24 protein-coding genes are annotated in these 20,242 nt (G+C 42.5%); 10 read left to right on the top strand and 14 right to left on the bottom strand.

Features of this window, described 5'->3' with window-relative positions; all coding sequences use genetic code 11:
* Positions 1 to 201: 201 nt before the first annotated feature.
* The 8 genes from rhuM to MMU07_RS07560 form a co-directional block, all read right to left on the bottom strand.
* Positions 202 to 1,212, bottom strand: coding sequence for a virulence protein RhuM/Fic/DOC family protein (gene rhuM / locus MMU07_RS07595; protein ID WP_241125254.1), 1,011 nt, complete (start codon positions 1,210 to 1,212; stop codon positions 202 to 204).
* Between the two features lie 35 nt (positions 1,213 to 1,247).
* Positions 1,248 to 1,580, bottom strand: coding sequence for a hypothetical protein (locus MMU07_RS07590; RefSeq protein WP_241125253.1), 333 nt, complete (start codon positions 1,578 to 1,580; stop codon positions 1,248 to 1,250).
* A 186-nt stretch (positions 1,581 to 1,766) separates the two neighbouring features.
* On the bottom strand, positions 1,767 to 3,884 hold the full coding sequence (gene eutB / locus MMU07_RS07585) for an ethanolamine ammonia-lyase subunit EutB (RefSeq protein WP_241125252.1): 2,118 nt from the start codon (positions 3,882 to 3,884) through the stop codon (positions 1,767 to 1,769).
* Between the two features lie 2 nt (positions 3,885 to 3,886).
* A complete protein-coding gene (eutH, locus tag MMU07_RS07580) occupies positions 3,887 to 4,975 on the bottom strand; it encodes an ethanolamine utilization protein EutH (protein ID WP_241125251.1) in 1,089 nt (362 codons plus the stop codon).
* A gap of 76 nt (positions 4,976 to 5,051) precedes the next feature.
* The gene (locus tag MMU07_RS07575; RefSeq protein ID WP_241125250.1) at positions 5,052 to 5,198 is read right to left on the bottom strand and encodes a hypothetical protein; all 147 of its coding nucleotides are present in this window, start codon (positions 5,196 to 5,198) and stop codon (positions 5,052 to 5,054) included.
* Between the two features lie 325 nt (positions 5,199 to 5,523).
* The gene (locus tag MMU07_RS07570; protein WP_241125249.1) at positions 5,524 to 6,069 is read right to left on the bottom strand and encodes a pyridoxamine 5'-phosphate oxidase family protein; all 546 of its coding nucleotides are present in this window, start codon (positions 6,067 to 6,069) and stop codon (positions 5,524 to 5,526) included.
* Between the two features lie 3 nt (positions 6,070 to 6,072).
* Positions 6,073 to 6,372 (bottom strand): type II toxin-antitoxin system RelE/ParE family toxin, encoded by a 300-nt coding sequence (locus MMU07_RS07565; protein WP_241125248.1) that lies wholly within the window; start codon positions 6,370 to 6,372, stop codon positions 6,073 to 6,075.
* Complete coding sequence (locus tag MMU07_RS07560) at positions 6,373 to 6,615, bottom strand: type II toxin-antitoxin system ParD family antitoxin (protein WP_241125247.1); 243 nt, start codon at positions 6,613 to 6,615, stop codon at positions 6,373 to 6,375. It lies immediately after the preceding gene.
* 422 nt (positions 6,616 to 7,037) lie between these two features.
* Here MMU07_RS07560 and MMU07_RS07555 point away from each other — a divergent pair, with 422 nt between their 5' ends.
* The 6 genes from MMU07_RS07555 (at position 7,038) to MMU07_RS07530 (ending at position 12,299) form a co-directional block, all read left to right on the top strand.
* The gene (locus MMU07_RS07555; protein ID WP_241125246.1) at positions 7,038 to 7,607 is read left to right on the top strand and encodes an RNA polymerase sigma factor; all 570 of its coding nucleotides are present in this window, start codon (positions 7,038 to 7,040) and stop codon (positions 7,605 to 7,607) included.
* Entirely contained in the window at positions 7,600 to 8,352 is a 753-nt protein-coding gene (locus tag MMU07_RS07550) for a hypothetical protein (RefSeq protein ID WP_241125245.1), read from the top strand. The genes MMU07_RS07555 and MMU07_RS07550 overlap by 8 nt, the downstream gene beginning before the upstream one ends.
* A 28-nt stretch (positions 8,353 to 8,380) precedes the next feature.
* Entirely contained in the window at positions 8,381 to 9,406 is a 1,026-nt protein-coding gene (locus MMU07_RS07545) for an outer membrane beta-barrel protein (protein WP_241125244.1), read from the top strand.
* Positions 9,407 to 9,430: 24 nt separating this feature from the next.
* Positions 9,431 to 10,228 (top strand): hypothetical protein, encoded by a 798-nt coding sequence (locus MMU07_RS07540; protein ID WP_241125243.1) that lies wholly within the window; start codon positions 9,431 to 9,433, stop codon positions 10,226 to 10,228.
* A 13-nt stretch (positions 10,229 to 10,241) separates the two neighbouring features.
* Positions 10,242 to 11,177, top strand: a complete 936-nt coding sequence (locus MMU07_RS07535; RefSeq protein WP_241125242.1) for a DUF4097 domain-containing protein — start codon at positions 10,242 to 10,244, stop codon at positions 11,175 to 11,177.
* A gap of 234 nt (positions 11,178 to 11,411) precedes the next feature.
* Positions 11,412 to 12,299, top strand: a complete 888-nt coding sequence (locus MMU07_RS07530) for a dienelactone hydrolase family protein (protein WP_241125241.1) — start codon at positions 11,412 to 11,414, stop codon at positions 12,297 to 12,299.
* Between the two features lie 190 nt (positions 12,300 to 12,489).
* On the opposite strand, the gene MMU07_RS07525 is transcribed toward MMU07_RS07530, so the two are convergent.
* The gene (locus MMU07_RS07525; protein ID WP_241125240.1) at positions 12,490 to 13,356 is read right to left on the bottom strand and encodes a 3-keto-disaccharide hydrolase; all 867 of its coding nucleotides are present in this window, start codon (positions 13,354 to 13,356) and stop codon (positions 12,490 to 12,492) included.
* A gap of 81 nt (positions 13,357 to 13,437) precedes the next feature.
* On the opposite strand from MMU07_RS07525, the gene MMU07_RS07520 reads away from it, so the two are divergent.
* The 3 genes from MMU07_RS07520 to MMU07_RS07510 are packed head-to-tail and all read left to right on the top strand — an operon-like array spanning position 13,438 to position 14,753.
* The gene (locus MMU07_RS07520) at positions 13,438 to 13,941 is read left to right on the top strand and encodes a DUF6265 family protein (RefSeq protein WP_241125239.1); all 504 of its coding nucleotides are present in this window, start codon (positions 13,438 to 13,440) and stop codon (positions 13,939 to 13,941) included.
* A gap of 59 nt (positions 13,942 to 14,000) precedes the next feature.
* A complete protein-coding gene (locus MMU07_RS07515; RefSeq protein WP_241125238.1) occupies positions 14,001 to 14,267 on the top strand; it encodes a UPF0175 family protein in 267 nt (88 codons plus the stop codon).
* A gap of 3 nt (positions 14,268 to 14,270) precedes the next feature.
* Positions 14,271 to 14,753 carry a PIN domain-containing protein gene (locus tag MMU07_RS07510; protein ID WP_241125237.1) on the top strand — a complete coding sequence of 161 codons (483 nt, stop codon included), beginning with the start codon at positions 14,271 to 14,273 and terminating at the stop codon, positions 14,751 to 14,753.
* A 4-nt stretch (positions 14,754 to 14,757) separates the two neighbouring features.
* Here the strand turns inward: MMU07_RS07510 and MMU07_RS07505 are convergent, their stop codons facing one another.
* From MMU07_RS07505 to MMU07_RS07485, 5 genes are all read right to left on the bottom strand, one after another.
* Complete coding sequence (locus tag MMU07_RS07505; protein WP_241125236.1) at positions 14,758 to 15,567, bottom strand: endonuclease/exonuclease/phosphatase family protein; 810 nt, start codon at positions 15,565 to 15,567, stop codon at positions 14,758 to 14,760.
* A gap of 66 nt (positions 15,568 to 15,633) precedes the next feature.
* A complete protein-coding gene (locus MMU07_RS07500; RefSeq protein ID WP_241125235.1) occupies positions 15,634 to 16,092 on the bottom strand; it encodes a CBS domain-containing protein in 459 nt (152 codons plus the stop codon).
* A 169-nt stretch (positions 16,093 to 16,261) separates the two neighbouring features.
* Positions 16,262 to 16,843: a sugar O-acetyltransferase gene (locus MMU07_RS07495; protein ID WP_241125234.1), complete on the bottom strand. Its 582-nt coding sequence runs from the start codon at positions 16,841 to 16,843 to the stop codon at positions 16,262 to 16,264.
* The gene (locus MMU07_RS07490; protein ID WP_241125233.1) at positions 16,840 to 17,586 is read right to left on the bottom strand and encodes a copper homeostasis protein CutC; all 747 of its coding nucleotides are present in this window, start codon (positions 17,584 to 17,586) and stop codon (positions 16,840 to 16,842) included. Before MMU07_RS07490 ends, MMU07_RS07495 begins: the two co-directional genes overlap by 4 nt.
* A 3-nt stretch (positions 17,587 to 17,589) precedes the next feature.
* Positions 17,590 to 18,576 (bottom strand): isoaspartyl peptidase/L-asparaginase family protein, encoded by a 987-nt coding sequence (locus MMU07_RS07485; protein ID WP_241125232.1) that lies wholly within the window; start codon positions 18,574 to 18,576, stop codon positions 17,590 to 17,592.
* A gap of 382 nt (positions 18,577 to 18,958) precedes the next feature.
* Between MMU07_RS07485 and MMU07_RS07480 the strand changes: the two genes are divergently transcribed.
* Complete coding sequence (locus MMU07_RS07480; protein ID WP_241125231.1) at positions 18,959 to 19,720, top strand: creatininase family protein; 762 nt, start codon at positions 18,959 to 18,961, stop codon at positions 19,718 to 19,720.
* Positions 19,721 to 20,242 lie beyond the last annotated feature (522 nt).

The following is a 20,242-nucleotide window of genomic DNA, read 5'->3' as shown; positions in this document are numbered from 1 at the left end:
TGCCTCCTGCAAAGATTTCCATTGACTTTTCTTTTCCTGACCCCGCACCGCGCGTTTTCTTACAATTCAATTCAACGTGATTCAGCTTGGAGACGGCGGGCATTTGGAGCCGTTCGCTTCCAAACTACTAGTAACTTATTAAAGATAATAAACTTTCAATTTACTCTGAACCGCCCGCTGTCTTCTAAGGTGATGTTGGACTCAGTTCTTTATTAGGTTTACTATCAGTTTAATCATCAAATCCCTTTGCTCAGGTGAACTTTGTGCTACTGCCAATGCCAATGCTACCAAGGTATTTTCATTTATTTTTCTTATTCCTCTTTCATCCAAATGATAATTGTTCTGCTCTAAGAACCATACAAATAGAAATGAACCTATTCTCTTGTTTCCATCGCTGAAGGCATGACCCTTGATGACAGAATATAACAATTGTGCAGCCTGTTCTTCAATAGTTGGATATGCCAATTCTCCAAACACTGTTTGGGAGATACTTCCCAATATCCCTCGAAATGAATCATCTTTCTCGTTCCCGAAAAGCTCTCCCGCTTCTCCTTTCTGAATCAATTCCCTCTTTAATTGGTGAATGGCCTTCTTGACATCATCATAGTTGATGACGTAAATGATTTCTTTTGAAAGGTTATCGAGCTGAAGATCTTCTGAATCATACCTATTGAGCAATTCAAAAGATTTGGAATACTTTGAAATAATATCCAAAAATCCTTCAGTCAATACTCTTTGTGACTCAAAAGTTCTTTCCCTTAAAATATCAAGTTGGTTTTCTAGCTGAATTATTTTTTGACCTTGCTTGCTCAATAATTCGCTATTGATGGCATAACCTTTAACCAAGTAATCTTTGAGTCTTTGGGTTGCCCATTTTCTGAATTCAATCCCAACAGGTGATTTCACACGGTATCCTACTGAGATCACAACATCCAAATTGTAAGCTGAAACCACCCTTTTTACTTTTCTTTCCCCTTCTTTTTGAACTTGGCGGAAATTCCGCCAAGTTGACTCTTTTTCCCATTCCCCCTCTTTGTAAATGTTTCGGATGTGCTCACCAATCGTCCTTCTAGCTTTACCAAATAACTCAACAAGCTGCTGTTCGGTGACCCAAACCGTATCTTGCTCCCCATCCAAAATGATTTCAAATTCATTATTCCCTTGGGATGGTTTGAAAACTACAATTTCAGAAATAAAGTCAACTGATTCCATATAGGAAGATAAAGTATTTTGATAAAAATTTTAGTTCATTGTTTCAAAAAACCTTTGATTTCAAAATTGCCTGGATCTTTGACAGCATATTCTATTAAGACCTTCGATCCAATTTCCTTTTTATCGATTCTCTGAGAAAGTTTTTTCTTCTGAACATAAACAGAGTCATCAACCTGATAGGATATCGTTATGATTTGAGTATATCCCATTCCTTTCGAACCATACCCGAGTACATTTTCTGTAATAACTGCTTTGGCCTCTGCCGTTTTTGTCCATGGAGCAAATGGTATTTCAAAATTATTCCATGCTAGGTATAGAAAAACTCCAAAACCTAATATTCCGATTATCCAAGGATTCTGCTTTGCCATTTTAGAATTGAGTCCAACGTTTCGCTTTCTTCCATTATAGCGGAAAGCATTCCAAAATAGCGTGCTTTCCACAATATTGTGGAAAGATCTCCTATAAAACTAAAAGAATTTTTTTATGAATCCAACCTGCCAATTAGACTTTTCCTTGGTTCTCATTCATCATTCAGAATTTTTCATTTTTCAATATTACACCTTTCCCAACCTCACCCCTGTCCCTCTCTTTTCTATGGCTTTGGCAATGATGCGGAGGATTTCTTGGGCGGCGGATTGTGGGGATTTGCCTTGGGGGTGGATGCCGCAGACGGCGGTGGTCAGGCTATGGTCCATATCCGGATCAAAAATCGAAAAACCTTCCGGGCTTGTGCCGTAGGTGATGTAGGCCGAAAGTTGGTTAAGTCCGGTACCGGGACGCTCCCCGATCAGGTGTACAATCAGTTCAGGTTGCAGGATTTGACCGATATGGTAGCCTGCCCTTACCCTGCCATTGCGGACGATGATGTCATGCCGACAATAGGTGAAATGTGTTCCATAAAGTGATTTCTTCAGCGCAGGAAGTACCTGACGGAGGTGTTCGCTGACTGCATTGGCATTCAATCCATCGGAAATGACAAATTGGATTTTCGAAGTATTACCCAATCCTTTGGCCAATTTCATCAGTTCCTGTGTGCTTTCTTTACTGATCTTTTCCCCGCTTCCCGGATGGGCAAGGTAATCTTCCCGGTCTTTGGACTCGGTATGGACATAGACTGGAGATTCGCAACAGTCCCGGATCACAGCAGCATCAAGCCCTGCAAAAAGCGCTTTCCTCGCATGGGAGAAAAGTCCATCCAGGCGCTTGGTTACAAAATCAGGATCTTCATTTTGGTTGCTTACTCCATAACCCAAGTCACATCCTTTTTCCTGCAGGTTCTTGATTTTCTTTTTGGCTTCAAGTTCCAGGTCTTCGGTGTTTCTTTTATCACCTCCGGCTTTGGTGTATTGGAAATAAAGCTTTGCGATGCGGTCTGCAGTCGGATCTGTGTTCCCTTCTTCAGTCAACGCACCAATTTCAACCATACGCTTTTGAAAAGCTGAAGAAACCATTTTGCCTGAAGACTTCCTCAACCTTGGATGCTCCCGATAAGAAGTGGTAAGGTAGCCGAGCATGGGATCTGCTTTTCCCGCCACTGCCATCAGGTACGCCGGGGATGCAAGTTGCACAATTTCGGTGGTGAGTTGCTGCAATTCGGCAGGATGGATGCCCATGTGGAAAGTCGAACACACATCCAATCCCATCACCAAGCCATGGAGTTTGGCCATAACAGTATCCTCGAGGCAAGCGCGTCGGAGTTGAGCGCCGGTGCTGAAAACCTCCGGTCCAATAAATCCTGCCACGTCATTGACAATCATCCATTTGCCGGTTTCCTGTTTGATATACCGGGCAAGGCCATAACATCTCGCCTCCAATGTAACCATATCCACACCTTGGGCGGCACCGTTAGTAACTTCCGAACCTTGTCCCGTCTCAAAGTACAATCCCTCAAAATACCTGCACAAGTCCAACAATTCATCCACATCACAGCCCAACATACCTTCCAAACCTTTGGAAGTGCCTGCCAGGCTTTGGAATCCCACATCAACTTTGGTATGGGCCATGGCAGATCTTTGCTTGACCATATCCGAAAGGACACAAAAGCGCGTGGGGAGTTGGAGCCTTTCTATGATGTTTTGGAGGAGTTTTTCTGTTCGGACGATCGTCTCCAGGTCATCGCTTGCGGGGTTGAGACCGATGATCACATCCCCACAACCGTAACAAAGTCCCTCAAGGGTAGAAAACAAAATCTCATCCTCCTCATCCCCGGGGCTGTTTGGTTGGATGCGGCTGCCAAAGTGCCTCGCCGAACCTATAGCCGCTCCAAAAACTCCAAGGGTTGAGGGCATTGGATTGAAAATACTGCGTGCGACCTGCGACAATTCCGAATCTGACATGACCTTGACCACTGCGGCAATGGCTTCACTTGGAAGTCCGGTTGCGTAGATTTTGACCCAATCAGGACCTTTTTCTGACAGGAGAATGGCCTTTAATTCAGATATCCTCAAATGGGAGATTTCTTTCAAAGCCTTTCTGTTGAGACTTTTGGCGAGAGTTTCTGTAAGCCTGTCTTCGACAAAATCAGTATCAGCGATCTGGGCGATGCTGAGGTCGGATATACGGCCTCGGGCCCTTCCCCGGATGAGTTCGTCTTGGGTTCCCCCGACCAACAAGTCCCCTTCCTTGAAGGCATTGGCTTGGGCAAAAAGAGACAATAAAGAATTGGTTTCCATTTTCAGTTGTGGTTTTTGATCAGTCTATTACTCAATACCAAAGCGAGGAGTACTGCGGTGATTCCTCCGGTCATTTTTCCCATGATCACGGGAAATATCATTTCACGCTGCACTCCTGCGGTAAATCCGAGGTGATCGCCCAATACAAAAGCAGCACTGACAGCAAAGGCGGTATTGAGGATTTTGGCTTTGGGATTCATGTCTTTGAGGATATTCAGCATGGGAATGGCATTAGCCAAAGTGGCGATCATACCAGCTGCTCCAGCCGTATTCATTCCGAGACTTTGCCCTACTTTCAAAAGCGGTTTTTCGAAAACTTTGGTCAAAAAAGCCACCATCGGAAATGCCCCTATCAGGACAATGGCGATGGAACCTACGATTTTGATCCCTTCCCAAATGGGAGTCATTCCGGGGACAATCACGATTCCGGCCAAGGTCTCTACCACAATCAATACCGTGCAAATCGTGATGAATACCATCAGCCCTTTCCCGAAATAGTCAAAAAGACGGATCATCATAGTCGGGGCAAAATACATTCCTGCGGCAATCAGAAGGGAAAAAATTACGATTGGGACAAGATTGGCCAATATCATACCCAATGAAAACCCTGCCGTCAAACCGCCCACCAGACATCCCAATGGAATCGTGACCATGCCGATCATGATGCCGGAGGCAAAATAGTGTTGGTCTTCCTTTTGGAGAATTCCCAAAGCAACAGGAATGGTAAAGACGATCGTCGGTCCCATCATGGCACCCAATATCAGCCCGGCAAATAATCCTGCTTCCTCGGTCTGCGCCATTGCCATCGCAAGCGGATAGCCACCCATGTCGTTGGCGAGGAGCGTTGTGGCAAACATGGCGGGATCGGCACCCAAAAAAGAATACACCGGAACGACCACTTTGCCCAACACATCTGCGAGAGCCGGAGCAATCGAAATGATCCCCAACATCGCAATGCTGAGCGGTCCCATGGCCATAAATCCTTCGTCGAACTTTTCGCCTAGACCGTACTTGTTACCAAAAATTTTATCCAAAGCGCCCAACACCATAAAAAGCAACATGATGTAGATGATGATGTCATTGATTCCCATAAAGGCAGGTTTGAGTAGAGGCAATCAAGATAAGAAAAGAGAGATGGAAATTTAAAAAATGGGGGAAATTATGTATTCAATTATCGGCTTTTTTGCCAGTGACCCTAAATTCTTCTTCAGTCAGGACATAAGACCGAAGACCCCCGCCTGTCGTCGGGCAGGGATGCACCGGGCATTTCAGTCCGCAGACAAGAATTAAAATAGAGATCTTATCTACTGGCATAATTAAGTATCAGATATGGAGAGAGTCCAAGTCTGAAGACTTGCACTAGCATCAAAAGTCCAAGTATGGAGACTTGAACCGGCCTGAGTAGTTATAAGTCCAAGTCTGAAGGCTTGAACTAAGGGAGGACTTGAACCGGCCTGAGTAGTTATAAGTCCAAGTCTGAAGACTTGAACTAAGGGAGTATGGAGAGAGTCCAAGTCTGAAGACTTGAACTAGGCGGGGACTTGAACTAGGCGGGGACTTGAACTAGGCGGGGACTTGAATTAGGTTGGGGTCCAAGTCTGAAGACTTGAACTAGGCGGAGGTTTGAAAAATGGCGGACTTATTCATCAAAGATTTTGGTTTCAAAGCCATCGATACTTCTTACATTTTTTTCTGCCCAATATTTCTTGATGCCCTCTTCGCCCTGTTTGTCTGCCCAGTTAGTGAGAATTGTTCTTTCTTCTTTAAAATCCATAAAGGGAACCGCAAATCCACAGGAAGTCTGCACGAGGTCAACATCCATTTCGATGATTTGTCTAGCACCGGTAAAGTCCTCGAAAAGCCGGAAATATTCTTGGAATTTTTCATCCCTATTGTGAAAAATCTGAGCTGTACCATACAACCTCAGGATCATCGGCTTGCCTTCAAAGGCACAAAACATGATGGTCATCCGGTTATTTTTGAGGAGATGGGCGGCAGTTTCATTACCACTTCCGGTGAGGTTGAGCCATACGATTTTGTTTTCTCCCAACACCCTGAAGGTGTCTGTTCCTTTGGGAGAAATATTTACCCTTCCTTCCTCGGCTGCCGTACCGACAAAAAATATTTTTTGTTGTTGGATAAAGTCAGCCAACTCAGGAGTAATATGTTCAAGTCTTTTTCCCATGGGTTAATCATTTATCCTATTTTTCAAATCCATCTTTTCATGAAGAATTCTTATGATTTCAATTTCCATTTCGGATTTGACTATATAGAATATAACATGCCTATTTGCTAAGAATCCAAGTAAATTTTGGCGGATTTTATAGTATGATTTTCCTTTTTCTGGATTGAGCGCAAGTTCTTGGCAGGTACTCAGTAAAAATTCGTAATATTTATCTGCCTGATCTTCAGACCAAACATCAAAGGTATATTCCCAAATTTCTGACAAATCCTCAACAGCTTTGTTTAATAAATAATATATGCCCATTTACTTTTTTCTCTCTTTTAAGGATTCGAGATGAAGTTTGGCATCAAAGTCTTTGGCAATGCCACTATCAATTCCAACTTGAATGGCTTTTTTCAAAGCCAAGCTTTTATTTTCCTCCTCCTCCAATAAACGTAATCCTGCCCGAATCACTTCACTTGCATTTTTGAAGCGGCCTTCATTGATTTTTGTCTCCACAAAATTCTCAAAATAGTCCCCTAGTGAAACAGAAGTATTATTTCTCATAAATATAATCTTTCTTAAAAGTACCAATTTTTGGTAACAAGCCAAAAGAAAATTAAAATTGATGTGGATAATAACTACAATAATTATTCAGCAAATTTTATTAAGCAGGATTTTTACCCCTTTACCGATTGATTATCAAGATCATTTACTAGTCAGTAAATATCCAACAGGACAGAATTTACATTTTCTTAAAATTATTTATGTAAGTACGCCATGATGACGGTAAAGTGGAAGTTCAATGTAATTTTTGGCATGAGGCTGAAATGTCCGGTACTTCCGACTTCCGTCTTCCGTCCTGCTTATAGAATAATATTGAGTTAATGGCAAAGAAGCCGATAACCAAAAAAAAATTAACCTTTTTTCACATTCCCGTGCAACCTATTTTTACCAACCTGTATCTACCTATTTGAAAGCCAACAGTAATGTTATTTAGAAAAACTTTTACCACAGAGACGGACATCATCAAAGGTTGCCTCAAGGGTGAGCGAAAAGCCCAGCAGCATTTGTATGAGTCCTACTCCAAAAAGTTTTTTGCGATCTGTCTGAGGTACGTCAAGGACCGCGACCTCGCAGAGGATGTCATGATTGAAGGCTTTATGAAGATCTTTGAAAAATTACCTCGATATGAAGCCAAGGGCAGTTTCGAAGGCTGGATGAAGCGGATCGTCGTCACCCAATCTTTACTCACCCTTCGCAACAACCGCAACCTGAGTATGGAAGTGAATATGGAAAGTCACCTTGAAACGGCTGATTCTCCCTATGAACTCAACCACTTGGAGACGGCAGAACTCATGGACCTGATACAGGATTTGCCTGTGGGATACAGGACGGTATTCAACCTCTACGCCATCGAAGGGTACAGCCATGCCGAAATCGCTGACCTTCTCGGTATCACAGAATCAACATCTAAGTCCCAACTCAACAGGGCAAGAAATACATTGAAACAAAAAATAGCCGATCAACAAATCAAAGAAAGGAGAATCAATGGCTAATACAGATAAAAACTTCGACCAGTACTTCAAAGAAAGGCTGGCCAAGCATGAAGATAAACCTTCCCAACTCGCATGGGAAAAACTTGAAAGGCAGTTGCCCCAAAAAGAAAAAGGGATTTGGTTTCCTTTGATGGGCATCGCAGCCACCTTGTTGCTTTTCCTCGCTGTAGGATATGTGGTATGGCAGTTCAACCGGGAATCTGAAGCCAACATGCCGATGACAGCAGAGGTCACTACCGAAAAGGACGATTCCAATGCTGAAATCACAGAGGAAACGGAAGCAGCACTATCAAAATCTTTGGAAGAATCCACGGTGGTGCCTGAAGAGCAAACCAAACAAGAAACAAAACATGCGCAAACTCCTCTGAAAAAAGCAATTGTTCCAAAATCAATGCAGACAGAAAAACCAAAGGAATTGTTGGCTGAAGTGACACAACCTGAGGAAAGGATAGATGAAGCCACTTTTGATACGCCAGAAATCATCATTCCTGACCTTGATATCAACGAAGCCATTGCCCAAAACGACCTTGAAAAAGAAGAGGAAGTGATGACTTACAAGATCACCATCAAGTCAAACGGAATCAAAGAGGAGCCCGAGAAGCAGGGATTCATTGCCGGAATTGAAAACAAAGTAGATAAAATCGGAGGGTTACTCAGCAAAGTAGAACAGGGTTTTGCAGACCTGCAGGATGCAAAAGACAACCTATTTGTGAGCAACAATACCTCCAAAAAAGAAAGAAAGTAACCCACCAAAATTGAAAATATAGACCATCATGAAAAAATACCTGTTATTATTTTGCTTTCTCGGACTTGTGCAGTTTGCCTTCGGGATTACGGAAAGGGAGTTTTTGGCTCCAAAAGACACCATCATCGTGGAATTTGGAACTTCGGGAAAAATCGTCCTTGTCATTGACAACAAAGATGATTTTGAAAGGCTCAAAAAAATGAATATCAATCAGATCATCTCCGAACTTGATCTTAAAATCGATGAAAAGACAGGAGAACTTGTAGTCGTGGAAATTTCAGGTCAAAAGGGAACACGGGAAATCGTCAAAGTAACTGAAGACTGGAACAAAACCGAAGTGTCTGTCGCAGGCATCCGGATATTGGTAGATGAAACAAGTCCTAATACCAAAGTCAAAATTGAAACCGGGGTGAAGAAAAAAAGTGATCCTCCTTTAAGGACTTATTTTGGACTGGATCTAGGTCTCAACAATTACATTGACAACAATGGAAATTTTCCCGGCACAAGTCAACCTTATTCTGTAAGGGGTTGGGGAAGCTGGAATGTGGGGTTGAATTTCTTTGCGAGCCAAAAGATCAGCAAAGGATTCCGCTTTGACCTTGGGATGGGTGTGCAGTGGTACAATTTCAAGTTTGAAAATACTGACTTCCAAGCTGTAAGAGGTGAAAATTCCCTAGAGTTTTTACAAAGGAATGATGTCGCAGGATTCAAAAGTAAAATCTCTGCCTCCTACCTGACTACAATGGGTCTTTTCAAAATAGACTTTGGAAGAATGACCGATCAGGGAAGAAGAGGTCTTAGGTTTGCAGTTGGTCCTTACGCAGGATACAGATTGGGAGGTACCAGCAAATATGTCTTCCGGCCGCTCGAGGGTGGTGGACGTAGAAAGGAACACCTGAATACCGGAATATTCCTAAACAACTTCCGCTACGGTATCCGTGGAGAAGTAGGATTCGGCAGGGTCAATTTCTTTACTACCTACGATCTCAACCGGATGTTCCAAGACGGTAAAGGCCCTGAACTGAATCCAATCACCTTCGGAATTATATTCTAATCCCTTTTTTCGAATACTAAGCCAATGAAAACGACCACACTGATTTTGATTCCATTGCTGTTGCTGACTTCTCTGGGCTTTGCCCAAGAAGCAGATTCAGTCAAAAAAGACACGGCAAATACCACCAACTTTACTCTTTTCAATACCGATGTCATTGTCTACAAAAATGCTGATGGCACCAAAACCTGGGAATTCAATTCCAAAGATGACAAGTATAAGGAGTACTATTCCAAAAATAACAAATCAAGCAACGGCCTGACCTTGGATATCGGTATCAATACCTGGATTGGTGATGATTCCGCTCCTGCAGTCAAACCTTGGGGAAGTTGGAATCCTGCGATCAATTATCAATATACCTACAAACCGAGCAAAAACTTCAAACTGAAATCCACCATTGGCGTCAGCTGGTATAATTTCAAATTTGAGGACAGAAACCTGCAGGCCTTAAGAAGCAACGGTGGTTTGGTTTTTGAGGAACATCCCTCAGATACAGGGACAAAATCGAAAATTTCGGCTTCCTATGCCAACCTGGCCTTGATTCCGACCGTGCAGACCACCAATGGAAATTTCAGCTTCGGAGTTGGTCCTTATGCAGGTTATAGGCTTGGAGGTAGAGGTAAATTTGTCTACCGCGATCCTCAAGGCAACAGAGTCAAAGAATTTCAGATGGGCAATATGTTTGCCACTGATTTCCGATATGGCTTGAGGGCCGAGATTTGTGTGGCGGATGTAACACTCTATTTCAATTATGATTTAAATGAAACATTCCAAGAAAACAAAGGACCTAAGCTGAACACATTGAGCTTTGGCTTCATCCTATAAAACAAAACCTACTATGAAAACAAACTTAAAATTATCAACCCTGCTGCTTTTTATCTTTTCTATGGCAGCCATTTCTCCGGTTTTTGCACAGGTCAAAACGCTCGTAGATGTCACCAAATCCTTTTCCGGAATCAATAAAATTGAAGTTTCGGGAGGTCAGTTAGAAGTGGAATACATCGGAGGTTCACAAACCGATGTTTCTGTCAATGCATTTTTGGAGTCAACCAACGCTGATCAAGACATAGTTTTTGTTACCCTCGGGGATGTCTTGAAAATCTCCCATAAGGTCATTAACAGCAACAATTGGAACAACAAAACCAAAGGTCATATCAAAATTACCGGACCGGTCGGCATAAGCCTTGACATGAAAGGAGGCTCAGGATCAATTTATGTAGAAAATGTCTCTTCAGAAACAACCAACCTGTCCGTAGGCTCGGGAAGTGTTTCTGCCAAAGATATCCGTGGCGATGTATCGGCAAATGCCGGTTCAGGGTCTATCAAAATGTACGGCATTCAAGGAAATGTCAAAGGTCAGGTCGGCTCAGGTTCAGCCAATATGGAGGATATCAAGGGCAACATCAACTACTCCTCAGGCAGCGGTGGAATCAGTGTAGAGGGTGCGGAAGGTATCGTCAACGTAAGTCTCACCTCTGGTAACGCAAAACTTGAAAATGTATCGGAGTTGGGTAATTTGAAAGTGACATCAGGTAATGTCTCTGCCACCAATGCAGGATTGGGAACAGAAACTAGATTCAGCGGAACTTCAGGGAATTTTAAAATCCAGACGCCATCCAATCTTCGCAATTTCAACTACAATCTGAGCGCCACTTCAGGTAACATCACTGTCGGAAATTCCAGAGGCGGAAGAAATCTGAATATCGATAATGGAGCAAACTCGGAAATCCGGGGAAGTATCACTTCAGGCAATATTTCTATTGTGAACCAATAATCTCTACCAAAACCACAATACTTGTCGCCGGAGGGCAAGGCCAATGCAGTCAGCGAAACTGTAAGAAGCCTCGCCATCCGCCTGTTTTTTTGTTCCAAGAATTAAATGATCCTATGTATTTACACGAGCGGTTTAAACTTTTCTTCTCTCCAAAGTTCTAAAGGTTACCAAGTTTATGTCTAACTTATGGTAATATTTTAATCCTTGTTTTTACCTCAATCCGAATTGAACCAAATGGAACCAATCAAAAAAGAAGATTTAAGCCAAGAAATTTTTGACATGTATGACTACTATGTACATGGTAAAATCGACAGAAGAGAATTTGTCAACCGCCTCTCTGTATTTGCTGTTGGAGGCTTGACGGTATCAGCGATTTTGGGATTTTTATTACCCAATTATGCTGAAGCCAAGAGATTTACCCAAGATGACCCACGCCTAATATCAGAATATGTGGAGTATGATTCTCCAAAAGGCGCCGGCAAAATGAAAGGTCTGCTGACAAGGCCTGCTGACAAAAAGGGAAAACTCCCGGGTGTAATCGTGGTCCACGAAAACAGAGGATTGAATCCCTACATTGAAGACACAGCACATCAGGCAGCTTTGGATGGTTTTATTGCTTTTGCCCCGGATGCTTTGACGCCGTTTGGCGGCTATCCCGGCACAGACGATGAGGGCAGGACCATGCAGGCCAAGCGTGACAGGGAAGAGATGTTGCAGGATTTTATTGCAGGCTATGAATTTTTGAAGGAGCATGATCTCTGTACCGGCAAAGTCGGCGTAGTTGGATTTTGCTTTGGGGGCTGGATTTCCAACATGATGGCTTCCAGAATCTCCGACCTAAAAGCAGCTGTTCCTTTCTATGGAGGACAACCAACCGCCGCAGACGTGCCTACGATCAAAGCCCCGTTACAGATCCATTTTGCGGAATTGGATACAAGGGTCAATGAAGGTTGGCCGGCTTATGAAGAAGCGCTGAATGCCAATAAAAAGAAATACGAAATGCACATGTATCCGGGAGTGAACCATGGCTTTCACAACCATTCCACTCCAAGATATGACAAGGCAGCAGCCGATTTGGCTTGGGGAAGGACTATTGATTTCTTTAAGAAAAATCTGAAGTAAGATTGAAATTTCGGTATAAAGAGAAATTTTGACCGATGACGGATGTCGGATGTAGCGGACATTACTTTCTGCTGCTAAGGATTTTACTTATCCTTATTTTGCCAATAATGTTGTGACCTATTTAAATTCCAAGTCAACAAAAAAGTCAGCGGATTCGCTGACTTTTTTGTTTTTCTAAACTCTTTTGGGACTATTCTTTCCTTGCCAGGCCGGCAAGGATATTTTTCAGTTTTTCTTTATTTCCCTTGTAGCTTTCAAGGTCAAAAAACGCCACTTTTCTGAAATCTATCGGATGGCTTTCACTTTGAAGGGCAATATATCCCGACTTCAGGGGAGTTCCGTCCACTTTGACAGCAGGATCTGATGGACTGACATTTCCTCCGCCGATTTCCGGATTGAAGTATTTCAAAACAGTATCCCCTTCCAAAATATGGTACACCACAGAATCTCCCAACACCAAAAACTGTGCAGTCACCCATTGCTCTCCATGGTAGGTTTTGGAGCTTGAATTGACACAATGTGGGGTGAATAATTCCCCATCCATATACACGTTTGTACCGGGAGTACAAAGGTTGCTCGTGGTCCTTGGATTGGTACCATCACCGCCTAAAAACTGTCCTTCTATTGAAATCGGAAAATCCTGGTCTTTTAGAATCGTTTTTGGGTCCTGACAGTGGAGCATCGCTCCGGAATTCCTCAATGCCCATCCTTCACCACCTGTTGCCTGTTCACCGACAAAACGGTATTCCACATTGAGCAAATAATGAGAAAAAGGGGTATTGAAATAGATATGGCCATATTGCTGGTCAAAGGTTTCGTATCCGTCGTACCTGACTTTCATAAGACTGTCTTCTACCCGGAAAGTATTGGCAAAGTTTTCGTTGAGGTCATGTTTGGCGATTTTGATCGTCCAATCATCTAAATCCCTGCCGTTGAAAAGTTGGATCCATTCTCCTTCTTTTTCAGCCTCTGTTTGGGATGTGCCGCAGCTTGGGAAAAAGAACAATGAAAAAAGAATGAAAGCGGCAATAACCGGATTTTGTCTTTGATAGATCATATTATTTTTGGATTTAGAAGCACAAACTGAACTGGAAAATAGACAAATATTTAATAGATTGGAATAAAAAATCCGTGGATCATGACAAATAAATCAGTGCTTCTCCTTCTGTTGGTTTTTCTCTTTTCGATCAAGGGAAATGCCCAAGAAGTCTTACATCTCGATCAGGCACAACCCGCGGGAAACGGATCAATTCAAGAACTAGATTGGTTGGCTGGATATTGGATAGGAACGGGCTTGGGTGGTGACTGCGAAGAACTTTGGTTGCCGCCTATGGACAACAGCATGATTGGAACTTTCCGGTTTATCATGGAGGGGGAACTGATTTTCTCCGAATACATGCATATGATAGAAGAAGACGGCAGACTTTCACTCAAAATCAAACACTTCAACAGAGACCTCACCGCTTGGGAAGAAAAAGAGGATTGGACAGTTTTTAAATTTATCAAAACCGAGGGCCAAACGGCTTACTTCAGCGGGATAACTTTTCACCGAGCGGGTGATGAACTGATGATCAGATTGGCAATGACCAATGAAGGTAAAAAAAGCACGGAAGAATTCAGGTTAAAGAGGAAGGATTTGTAATTGATAAGTTTTAGAGCATTTTCTGATAAACTACGTATATTTAATCAAAAGATTTAAAAATGAAAACGATAACCATCCCCGTAGAAATCCCTTCTGAACTTCTTATTGCATTGAACAAAACAAGTGAGGAATTGAAATCGGATTTCCAACTTGCGATTGCGATTTCTCTATATAAAGACCAGAAAATAACAAAAGGTAAGGCAATTCAGATTTCAGGACTTTCCCGATTTGAGTTTGAAAAAGAAATTCAGAAAATCCAGGTCCTTGATTCAGAAATTGAATTTGAACAGGTCATTAACGATATCCAAAATATCAAGAATCTTTGATGAATGGCAAAAGCTATTGTGGATACAGGGGTTTTGATCTCATTAGGTTTAATCAACAAAATTCATCTTCTCGAATTGATTTTTGGGGACTACTTTATCCCTGAAGCGGTCTGGAACGAATTGTCGAGCTATGAAAATCCAGATTTTGACAAAAGAATCTTAAGCAGTCTAAAAAGCCACATCTTTCCAATTTCAACCAAAAACCATTTATCATTGATAATGGATTATGGAGAATCGGAGGCAGTAATCCTTGTTGGTGAATTAAATGCAGATTTTTTACTAATTGATGATTTTAAAGCACGAAAAATAGCAGAATCATTAGGAATCACCTGTATTGGATCAATCGGAATAATTTTAAAAGCGAAAGAAAAAGGACTTGTTGAAGAACTTTCTCCAATATTTAAATATTGGATGGAGTCAAACAGGTTCTTTACAAAGAAACTTTTGAATCAGGTTTTGGAAAAATTTGGAGAAAATCCAATTTGAAAACTTAATTCAGTAACCTAACTTTTACCAACACCGGTTTGTGGTCGGAATATTCTACATCCAAAACCTCCACGGAAATAATTTCCCAATCCGTTTCTTTTTCTAACCAAAAGTAATCGATCCTGATTTTTGGGTCTTTGGAGGAATAGGTGTTTTGAGGATTACCCTGTTTCAATGCTGCATCTAAGAAATCTTCTGAAAGGACTGAATATCCTGTTTCCTCCGAAGTAAAATTAAAATCCCCTGTCAATACCTTTGCACCCTCGAATCCTGAAAGGATATTTTTGATTGCGACTGACTGCGCAGTCCTGTTTTCAGCAAATTCATGGCATAAGTGGGTTCCGGCAAAAGTGATTGCTTTTCCATTTCCAAAATCTACACTAGCCACAGCGAGACTCCTTCCCTCCCCTCCATTTGGAGTTGGCAAAGAATAGGCATGAAAAGTGACAGGAAGTCTACTCAGAATTCCTTCTCCATACCCCCCTTCTGAAAAGTCAATTGCCTTGGCAAAAAACGGTGTCATTGCTGTCAATTTTCCCAATTCGAGCATAACATCCATCTTTCCTTCCGGGTTATAATTTTTGGTACGGCTTGTCATGCTGTCCACTTCCTGAAGGGCAACCAAGTCAGGTTTAATGATATTGATCAGGTCTGCGATTTCCCTGATATTACCCATTCCGGGATGATATGGATCTTCTCCATGGTAGATATTATAGGTCATCAAGGTGATTTCCTTTTTGACTATGCCACTTTGGGCATATGAGTTCATACTGGAAAACATGGCTAAAATCAACAAGACATAAATCTTTTTCATAGTCCAAAGTAAAAAAGGCATGCCAATAAAAAAAGCCCTGAAATCATTTCAAGGCTTTTGCTAGGACTACCAAGTCGTGGATTTCAGTTTGGGAAAGGCTCTGATGACATCGCTCAAACTGATCTGTCCAACTAATTTTCCATCCTTCATGACAGGAAATCTCCTGATTTTGTTGTCCAAAAACTTCTGAGCTGCGTCAAAAAGAGAAAGATCGGGAGAAAGGGTCATCACATCCTTTGTCATATGCTCGCCAACAGTACCTGGAAAAGTAGGCGTATTGGAATATTTACCTTTGATGATTTCCTTCAGGCAGTCCACTTCGGATATGATACCGGCGAGATTGCCATTGGTATCCAAAACCGGCGCACCGGAGATCTTCTTTTTGGTAAGCATATCCAATACGTGATCTATCGAGTCCTCAGGACGGAAGGTGATCAAATTGGTGCTCATGTGGTCACTGACCAAGATGGGAGCTATTGCTTTTTTGGGTTCGACCACCCGCACGCCTTGAAAACTTTTTACCATAGCTGTTTTGATTATTTTGAGATTAATAATTTAAGAAATTAAAAATCTAAAACAAATTAGATAGAGATAAAAAAATCAAATTCAATATATTATATCAAATTACGCAACTTTAAAAAAACAATATTAAAATATAATCAAAAATGAAAAAACATTATACTTTCACTTATTATCACTCCAAATCACGTACCAACCGTGCCGGACTGCCCATAGCCAGCTTATTGTCAGGAATATCTTTGGTGACCAAAGAACCTGCCGCGACGGTCACATTGTTTCCTATGATTATGCCCGGAAGGATTACGGTATTGCCACCAATCCAACAATTATCTCCAATCCTTACGGGAAGTGCTTTGGTTTTGTAGGGTGCCTGATTGGATTCGGGGTTTTGGACTATCCTTTCGGTAGCCGAGATCGGATGAGTCGCCGTATAAATCTGCACATTGGGTCCGATCAGCACATTATTCCCGATGTCAATCCTATTGCAATCCAAAAAAACAGCATTGACATTGATAAAAGTATTTTCCCCAATCGAAATATGCTTGCCATAATCACAGTAAAAAGGAGCTTCTATCCACACACCTTTGCCGACTCTCCCCAAAAGCTGTTGAAGTATCCGGGATTTTTCCTCTCCATTCCGGGAAGATTCATCACTCCATTGCTTTAACAACTCTTTGGCCTGATGGTACATTTCCAGCAGTTCAGGATCCCGGGAATTATAGAATTCACCCGATAGGAGCTTTTCCCTTTCTGTCATTGGACTGCAATTTCTTTTCTAAACAGATTGACCATGTTCTGATCCACAGTCAAAACCTGTCTGAATGCCAGCGGGTCAGAGGAAAGGGAAACGGAAGGATGAAAGTAACTGCTTTGGGTAGGCCTATAGCTTTTGCAGGAGGCGTGGATTTCGCGAAGGTGCCCGTTTCGGTTCAATTGCGAGACATGTTCAGGTTTGGAGCCTCCTCCCGGCATGATGATGATATCGTCTTTGGCCATTTCCAATAACTCCAGAATATTTTCCAAACCTTTGCTCACGTCATTTTCTCCTCCGGAAGTCAATATCCTTTGAAAACCCAGGTCAATGATTGTATTCAAAGCTTTTTTCTTGTCGGCAGTAATATCAAAAGCCCTGTGGAAAGTACAGGGCAGTTCCCCGGCAACATTGATCAGGTATTTGCAGGCTTCTCTGTCCACCTGTCCGTCCTGATCCAATACCCCAAAAACAAATCCATCAGCTCCTAGATTTTTGAAAATAGCGATGTCTTTTTTCATGACATAAAGCTCCTCGGAAGAATATACAAAATCTCCCCCTCTCGGTCTCAGCATGACAAAAATCGGGATATCTACTTTTTCTTTGAGAAATGTAAGCATACCGGCACTTGGAGTTTCGCCACCTTCCCCAAAATCAGAGCAAAGTTCCAACCTGTCTATTCCATATTCCGCAGCTTTGATCGCTGCCTCCACTGTAAAAACAGGAGCTTCCAACAAGATCTTTTCCATCGCTTAGAATTTACTTTTTGAATCAATCAAAAGACCACCCCCGCTGTGGTGTCTGGCAAAATTGAATCCGGGGTGGACAGCATAGGAACCGTATTCACCGTCTTTGTTGATGGCAAGAAATCCTGCCTGAATGTCTTTGATATTGGCGGAGTTTTTGGCGATCAGTCTTCTCACCGCTTCCTCACAGGCTTCTTGGGGTGTTCTACCCTGTCGCATGAGCTCCACAATCAGGAAGCTGCCGCAGATCCGGATGATGGTTTCACCAAGTCCTGTGGCTGTGGCAGCACCCACTTCATCGTCCACATAAAGCCCTGCGCCGATGATCGGGCTGTCTCCTACCCTGCCGTGCATTTTGAATGCCAGGCCGCTCGTGGTACAGGAACCGGCCAACTTTCCGTCAGGGCCCAAGGCAATCATGCCAATGGTATCATGGTTTTCGATGTTGATGATGGGCTTGTACTTGGATTCCTTTTTCCATTCCTGGTACATTTCTTCTGCTTTTGGACTGAGAGTCTCAGATTCCATAGGGAATCCTTTTGAGATCGCAAACTGTCTCGCCCCTTCACCTGCCAACATCACATGAGGGGTTTCTTCCATGACCATTCTCGCCAGAGAAATGGGATGCTTCACCTGTCTGACAAAAGCCACGGATCCGCAGCTTCCGTCTCCTTTCATAATAGAGGCATCCAAAGTAGGTATACCTTCCCGGTCAGGAAGTCCCTGCAGTCCAACTGATAAGTTGTCCATATCCAGTTCTGTGACCTTCACCCCTTCTTCCACTGCTTCCACAAGGTTGCCTGATTTCTCCAAAACCTCCCAAGCGCGGTCATTAGCCGGCATGCCATGGTTCCAGGTGGAGAGGATAAGCGGTTTGAATTTTTCGCCGGTAGATTCCTTTACAGGATTGGCACGTGCTTGGATAATTCCGCCGGGCAAAAGTAATGAGGTCGAAACAAGGGTTTTCTTTATGAATGATCTTCTATTGGACATGGTGGTTTGGTTTGTGCAAAAAAACATTAAATTGTTTGAAGATTAAAGATTCAAAAAATTTCGGATAAATATATTTGGGATCGTTGAATTTTTTGGGGAAGTTGGGGTGGGGAAGGGGGTGTAGTGGTTGTAAGGGTTGTAGTGGTTGTAATGGTTGTCTGCTTCGCGTTGTCAGTTTGTCGGTTTATCAGGTTGTCTTAATTTCAATACTTGCTACCGGGAACTTTGTACTCAAGCCTAACCACTGATCATTGAGATTGCCTACAGCGCCTCCAGAATCTCTCTTCTTGATACTTGATTCAAACCACTGCTCACTGATCACTGAGAAGCCTAACGACTCCAGAATCTCGCTTCTCGCTTCTTAATACTTGATACTAAAAATATGAGACCTTATATCCTTGCTGAAAACAACTGGAAAAACCTCGAACACCAACGCTTTGATTTGGCCATCCTGCCTTGGGGAGCCACAGAGGCGCACAATTACCATCTGCCTTATGGGACGGACATTTTTGAAGCAGAGTCGATCGCCGCGGGAGCTGGTAAATTTGCCTGGGAAAAAGGTGCCAAAGCAATTGTGTTGCCTGTCTTACCTTTTGGGGTGAATACTGGTCAAAGCGACATCTACCTCGACATCAACATGAATCCAAGTACCCAAATGTCCATCCTAAAAGATATCCTGACGGTATTGGACAGACAAGGGGTGAAGAAATTTTTGATCCTAAACAGTCACGGTGGCAATGATTTTAAGACCATGCTGCGTGAACTTGGGCTCCAATTTCCGGAGATGTTGCTCGTCACCTGCAATTGGTATCAGGCTTTGGATAAGAGTCTGTATTTTGAGGAAGCGGGAGACCATGCCGACGAGATGGAAACTAGTCTCATCATGTACCTTCATCCGCGGTTGGTGCTGCCATTGGAAGAAGCCGGAGAAGGAAAAGAAAAGAAATCCGTCATTCCCGGCATCAGGGAAAAGTGGGCTTGGGCTGAAAGGAAATGGTCAGAAGTCACCGAAGATACTGGCATCGGCAATCCCAAAAAATCTATAGCCGAAAAAGGGGAAAGGTATTTCCACGATGTCTGCGCCAAAGTCGGTCAGCTGATCATTGACCTTTGTAAAGCGGATAGAAAGAAGCTTTATGAGTGAGTAGCTAGTATATTTTTCATTAGGGAGTTTTTGAGATTTGAAGCCAGGTTGTCTGCTGCGCGTTATCTAGAGGTTGTCGGGTTGGGAAATTTGAAATGGTTGTAGTTATTTTATTTGTTATCGGATTCGTAAAAAACCCTGAAGGGATGACATGTTTATAGAAAAATAAGGATTAAAATCCAGATTAGGTTTTGACTAATTTTAGGGCAAATTGATAGTATGGCTTTCGGCCAAAACAGGGAAGAGATTTTTTAACCACAAATAAACGGGATTTTAACAGATGGAAAAATATGAATTTTTTACCACATAGGGTCAAAGAGGACACAGGGTTGGATTGGTTGTAATTGTTCCGCCCCGGCGGACAGGTGTAGTGGTTCTAATTGTTGTCGAGATCTTATGGTGTTAAGAGTCCAAGTTTTTGATAAGCAGTTATCCGGAAAGGATGATATGTTTATAGCATGGGGTTAGAAAAAACCCGTGTAGGTTTTGACAAATTTGATTTGCAAAGGGAGGGATTGGCTT

Source organism: Cognataquiflexum nitidum (assembly GCF_022538055.1).
Classification (GTDB): domain Bacteria; phylum Bacteroidota; class Bacteroidia; order Cytophagales; family Cyclobacteriaceae; genus Cognataquiflexum; species Cognataquiflexum nitidum.
This window is presented reverse-complemented; position numbering and strand designations above follow the sequence as displayed.

What these genes read in the sequence shown, in the direction of transcription:
- MMU07_RS07560 (WP_241125247.1), bottom strand. Translation starts at nt 6,615, where the DNA reads ATGAGAAATAATACTTCTGTTTCACTAGGGGACTATTTTGAGAATTTT.
- MMU07_RS07525 (WP_241125240.1), bottom strand. Translation starts at nt 13,356, where the DNA reads ATGATCTATCAAAGACAAAATCCGGTTATTGCCGCTTTCATTCTTTTT.
- MMU07_RS07550 (WP_241125245.1), top strand. Translation starts at nt 7,600, where the DNA reads ATGGCTAATACAGATAAAAACTTCGACCAGTACTTCAAAGAAAGGCTG.
- MMU07_RS07535 (WP_241125242.1), top strand. Translation starts at nt 10,242, where the DNA reads ATGAAAACAAACTTAAAATTATCAACCCTGCTGCTTTTTATCTTTTCT.
- MMU07_RS07520 (WP_241125239.1), top strand. Translation starts at nt 13,438, where the DNA reads ATGACAAATAAATCAGTGCTTCTCCTTCTGTTGGTTTTTCTCTTTTCG.
- MMU07_RS07515 (WP_241125238.1), top strand. Translation starts at nt 14,001, where the DNA reads ATGAAAACGATAACCATCCCCGTAGAAATCCCTTCTGAACTTCTTATT.
- MMU07_RS07530 (WP_241125241.1), top strand. Translation starts at nt 11,412, where the DNA reads ATGGAACCAATCAAAAAAGAAGATTTAAGCCAAGAAATTTTTGACATG.
- MMU07_RS07590 (WP_241125253.1), bottom strand. Translation starts at nt 1,580, where the DNA reads ATGGCAAAGCAGAATCCTTGGATAATCGGAATATTAGGTTTTGGAGTT.
- MMU07_RS07480 (WP_241125231.1), top strand. Translation starts at nt 18,959, where the DNA reads ATGAGACCTTATATCCTTGCTGAAAACAACTGGAAAAACCTCGAACAC.
- MMU07_RS07495 (WP_241125234.1), bottom strand. Translation starts at nt 16,843, where the DNA reads ATGACAGAAAGGGAAAAGCTCCTATCGGGTGAATTCTATAATTCCCGG.
- MMU07_RS07490 (WP_241125233.1), bottom strand. Translation starts at nt 17,586, where the DNA reads ATGGAAAAGATCTTGTTGGAAGCTCCTGTTTTTACAGTGGAGGCAGCG.
- MMU07_RS07575 (WP_241125250.1), bottom strand. Translation starts at nt 5,198, where the DNA reads ATGCCAGTAGATAAGATCTCTATTTTAATTCTTGTCTGCGGACTGAAA.
- rhuM (WP_241125254.1), bottom strand. Translation starts at nt 1,212, where the DNA reads ATGGAATCAGTTGACTTTATTTCTGAAATTGTAGTTTTCAAACCATCC.
- eutB (WP_241125252.1), bottom strand. Translation starts at nt 3,884, where the DNA reads ATGGAAACCAATTCTTTATTGTCTCTTTTTGCCCAAGCCAATGCCTTC.
- MMU07_RS07540 (WP_241125243.1), top strand. Translation starts at nt 9,431, where the DNA reads ATGAAAACGACCACACTGATTTTGATTCCATTGCTGTTGCTGACTTCT.
- MMU07_RS07555 (WP_241125246.1), top strand. Translation starts at nt 7,038, where the DNA reads ATGTTATTTAGAAAAACTTTTACCACAGAGACGGACATCATCAAAGGT.
- MMU07_RS07570 (WP_241125249.1), bottom strand. Translation starts at nt 6,069, where the DNA reads ATGGGAAAAAGACTTGAACATATTACTCCTGAGTTGGCTGACTTTATC.
- MMU07_RS07505 (WP_241125236.1), bottom strand. Translation starts at nt 15,567, where the DNA reads ATGAAAAAGATTTATGTCTTGTTGATTTTAGCCATGTTTTCCAGTATG.
- MMU07_RS07545 (WP_241125244.1), top strand. Translation starts at nt 8,381, where the DNA reads ATGAAAAAATACCTGTTATTATTTTGCTTTCTCGGACTTGTGCAGTTT.
- MMU07_RS07510 (WP_241125237.1), top strand. Translation starts at nt 14,271, where the DNA reads ATGGCAAAAGCTATTGTGGATACAGGGGTTTTGATCTCATTAGGTTTA.
- eutH (WP_241125251.1), bottom strand. Translation starts at nt 4,975, where the DNA reads ATGGGAATCAATGACATCATCATCTACATCATGTTGCTTTTTATGGTG.
- MMU07_RS07500 (WP_241125235.1), bottom strand. Translation starts at nt 16,092, where the DNA reads ATGGTAAAAAGTTTTCAAGGCGTGCGGGTGGTCGAACCCAAAAAAGCA.
- MMU07_RS07485 (WP_241125232.1), bottom strand. Translation starts at nt 18,576, where the DNA reads ATGTCCAATAGAAGATCATTCATAAAGAAAACCCTTGTTTCGACCTCA.
- MMU07_RS07565 (WP_241125248.1), bottom strand. Translation starts at nt 6,372, where the DNA reads ATGGGCATATATTATTTATTAAACAAAGCTGTTGAGGATTTGTCAGAA.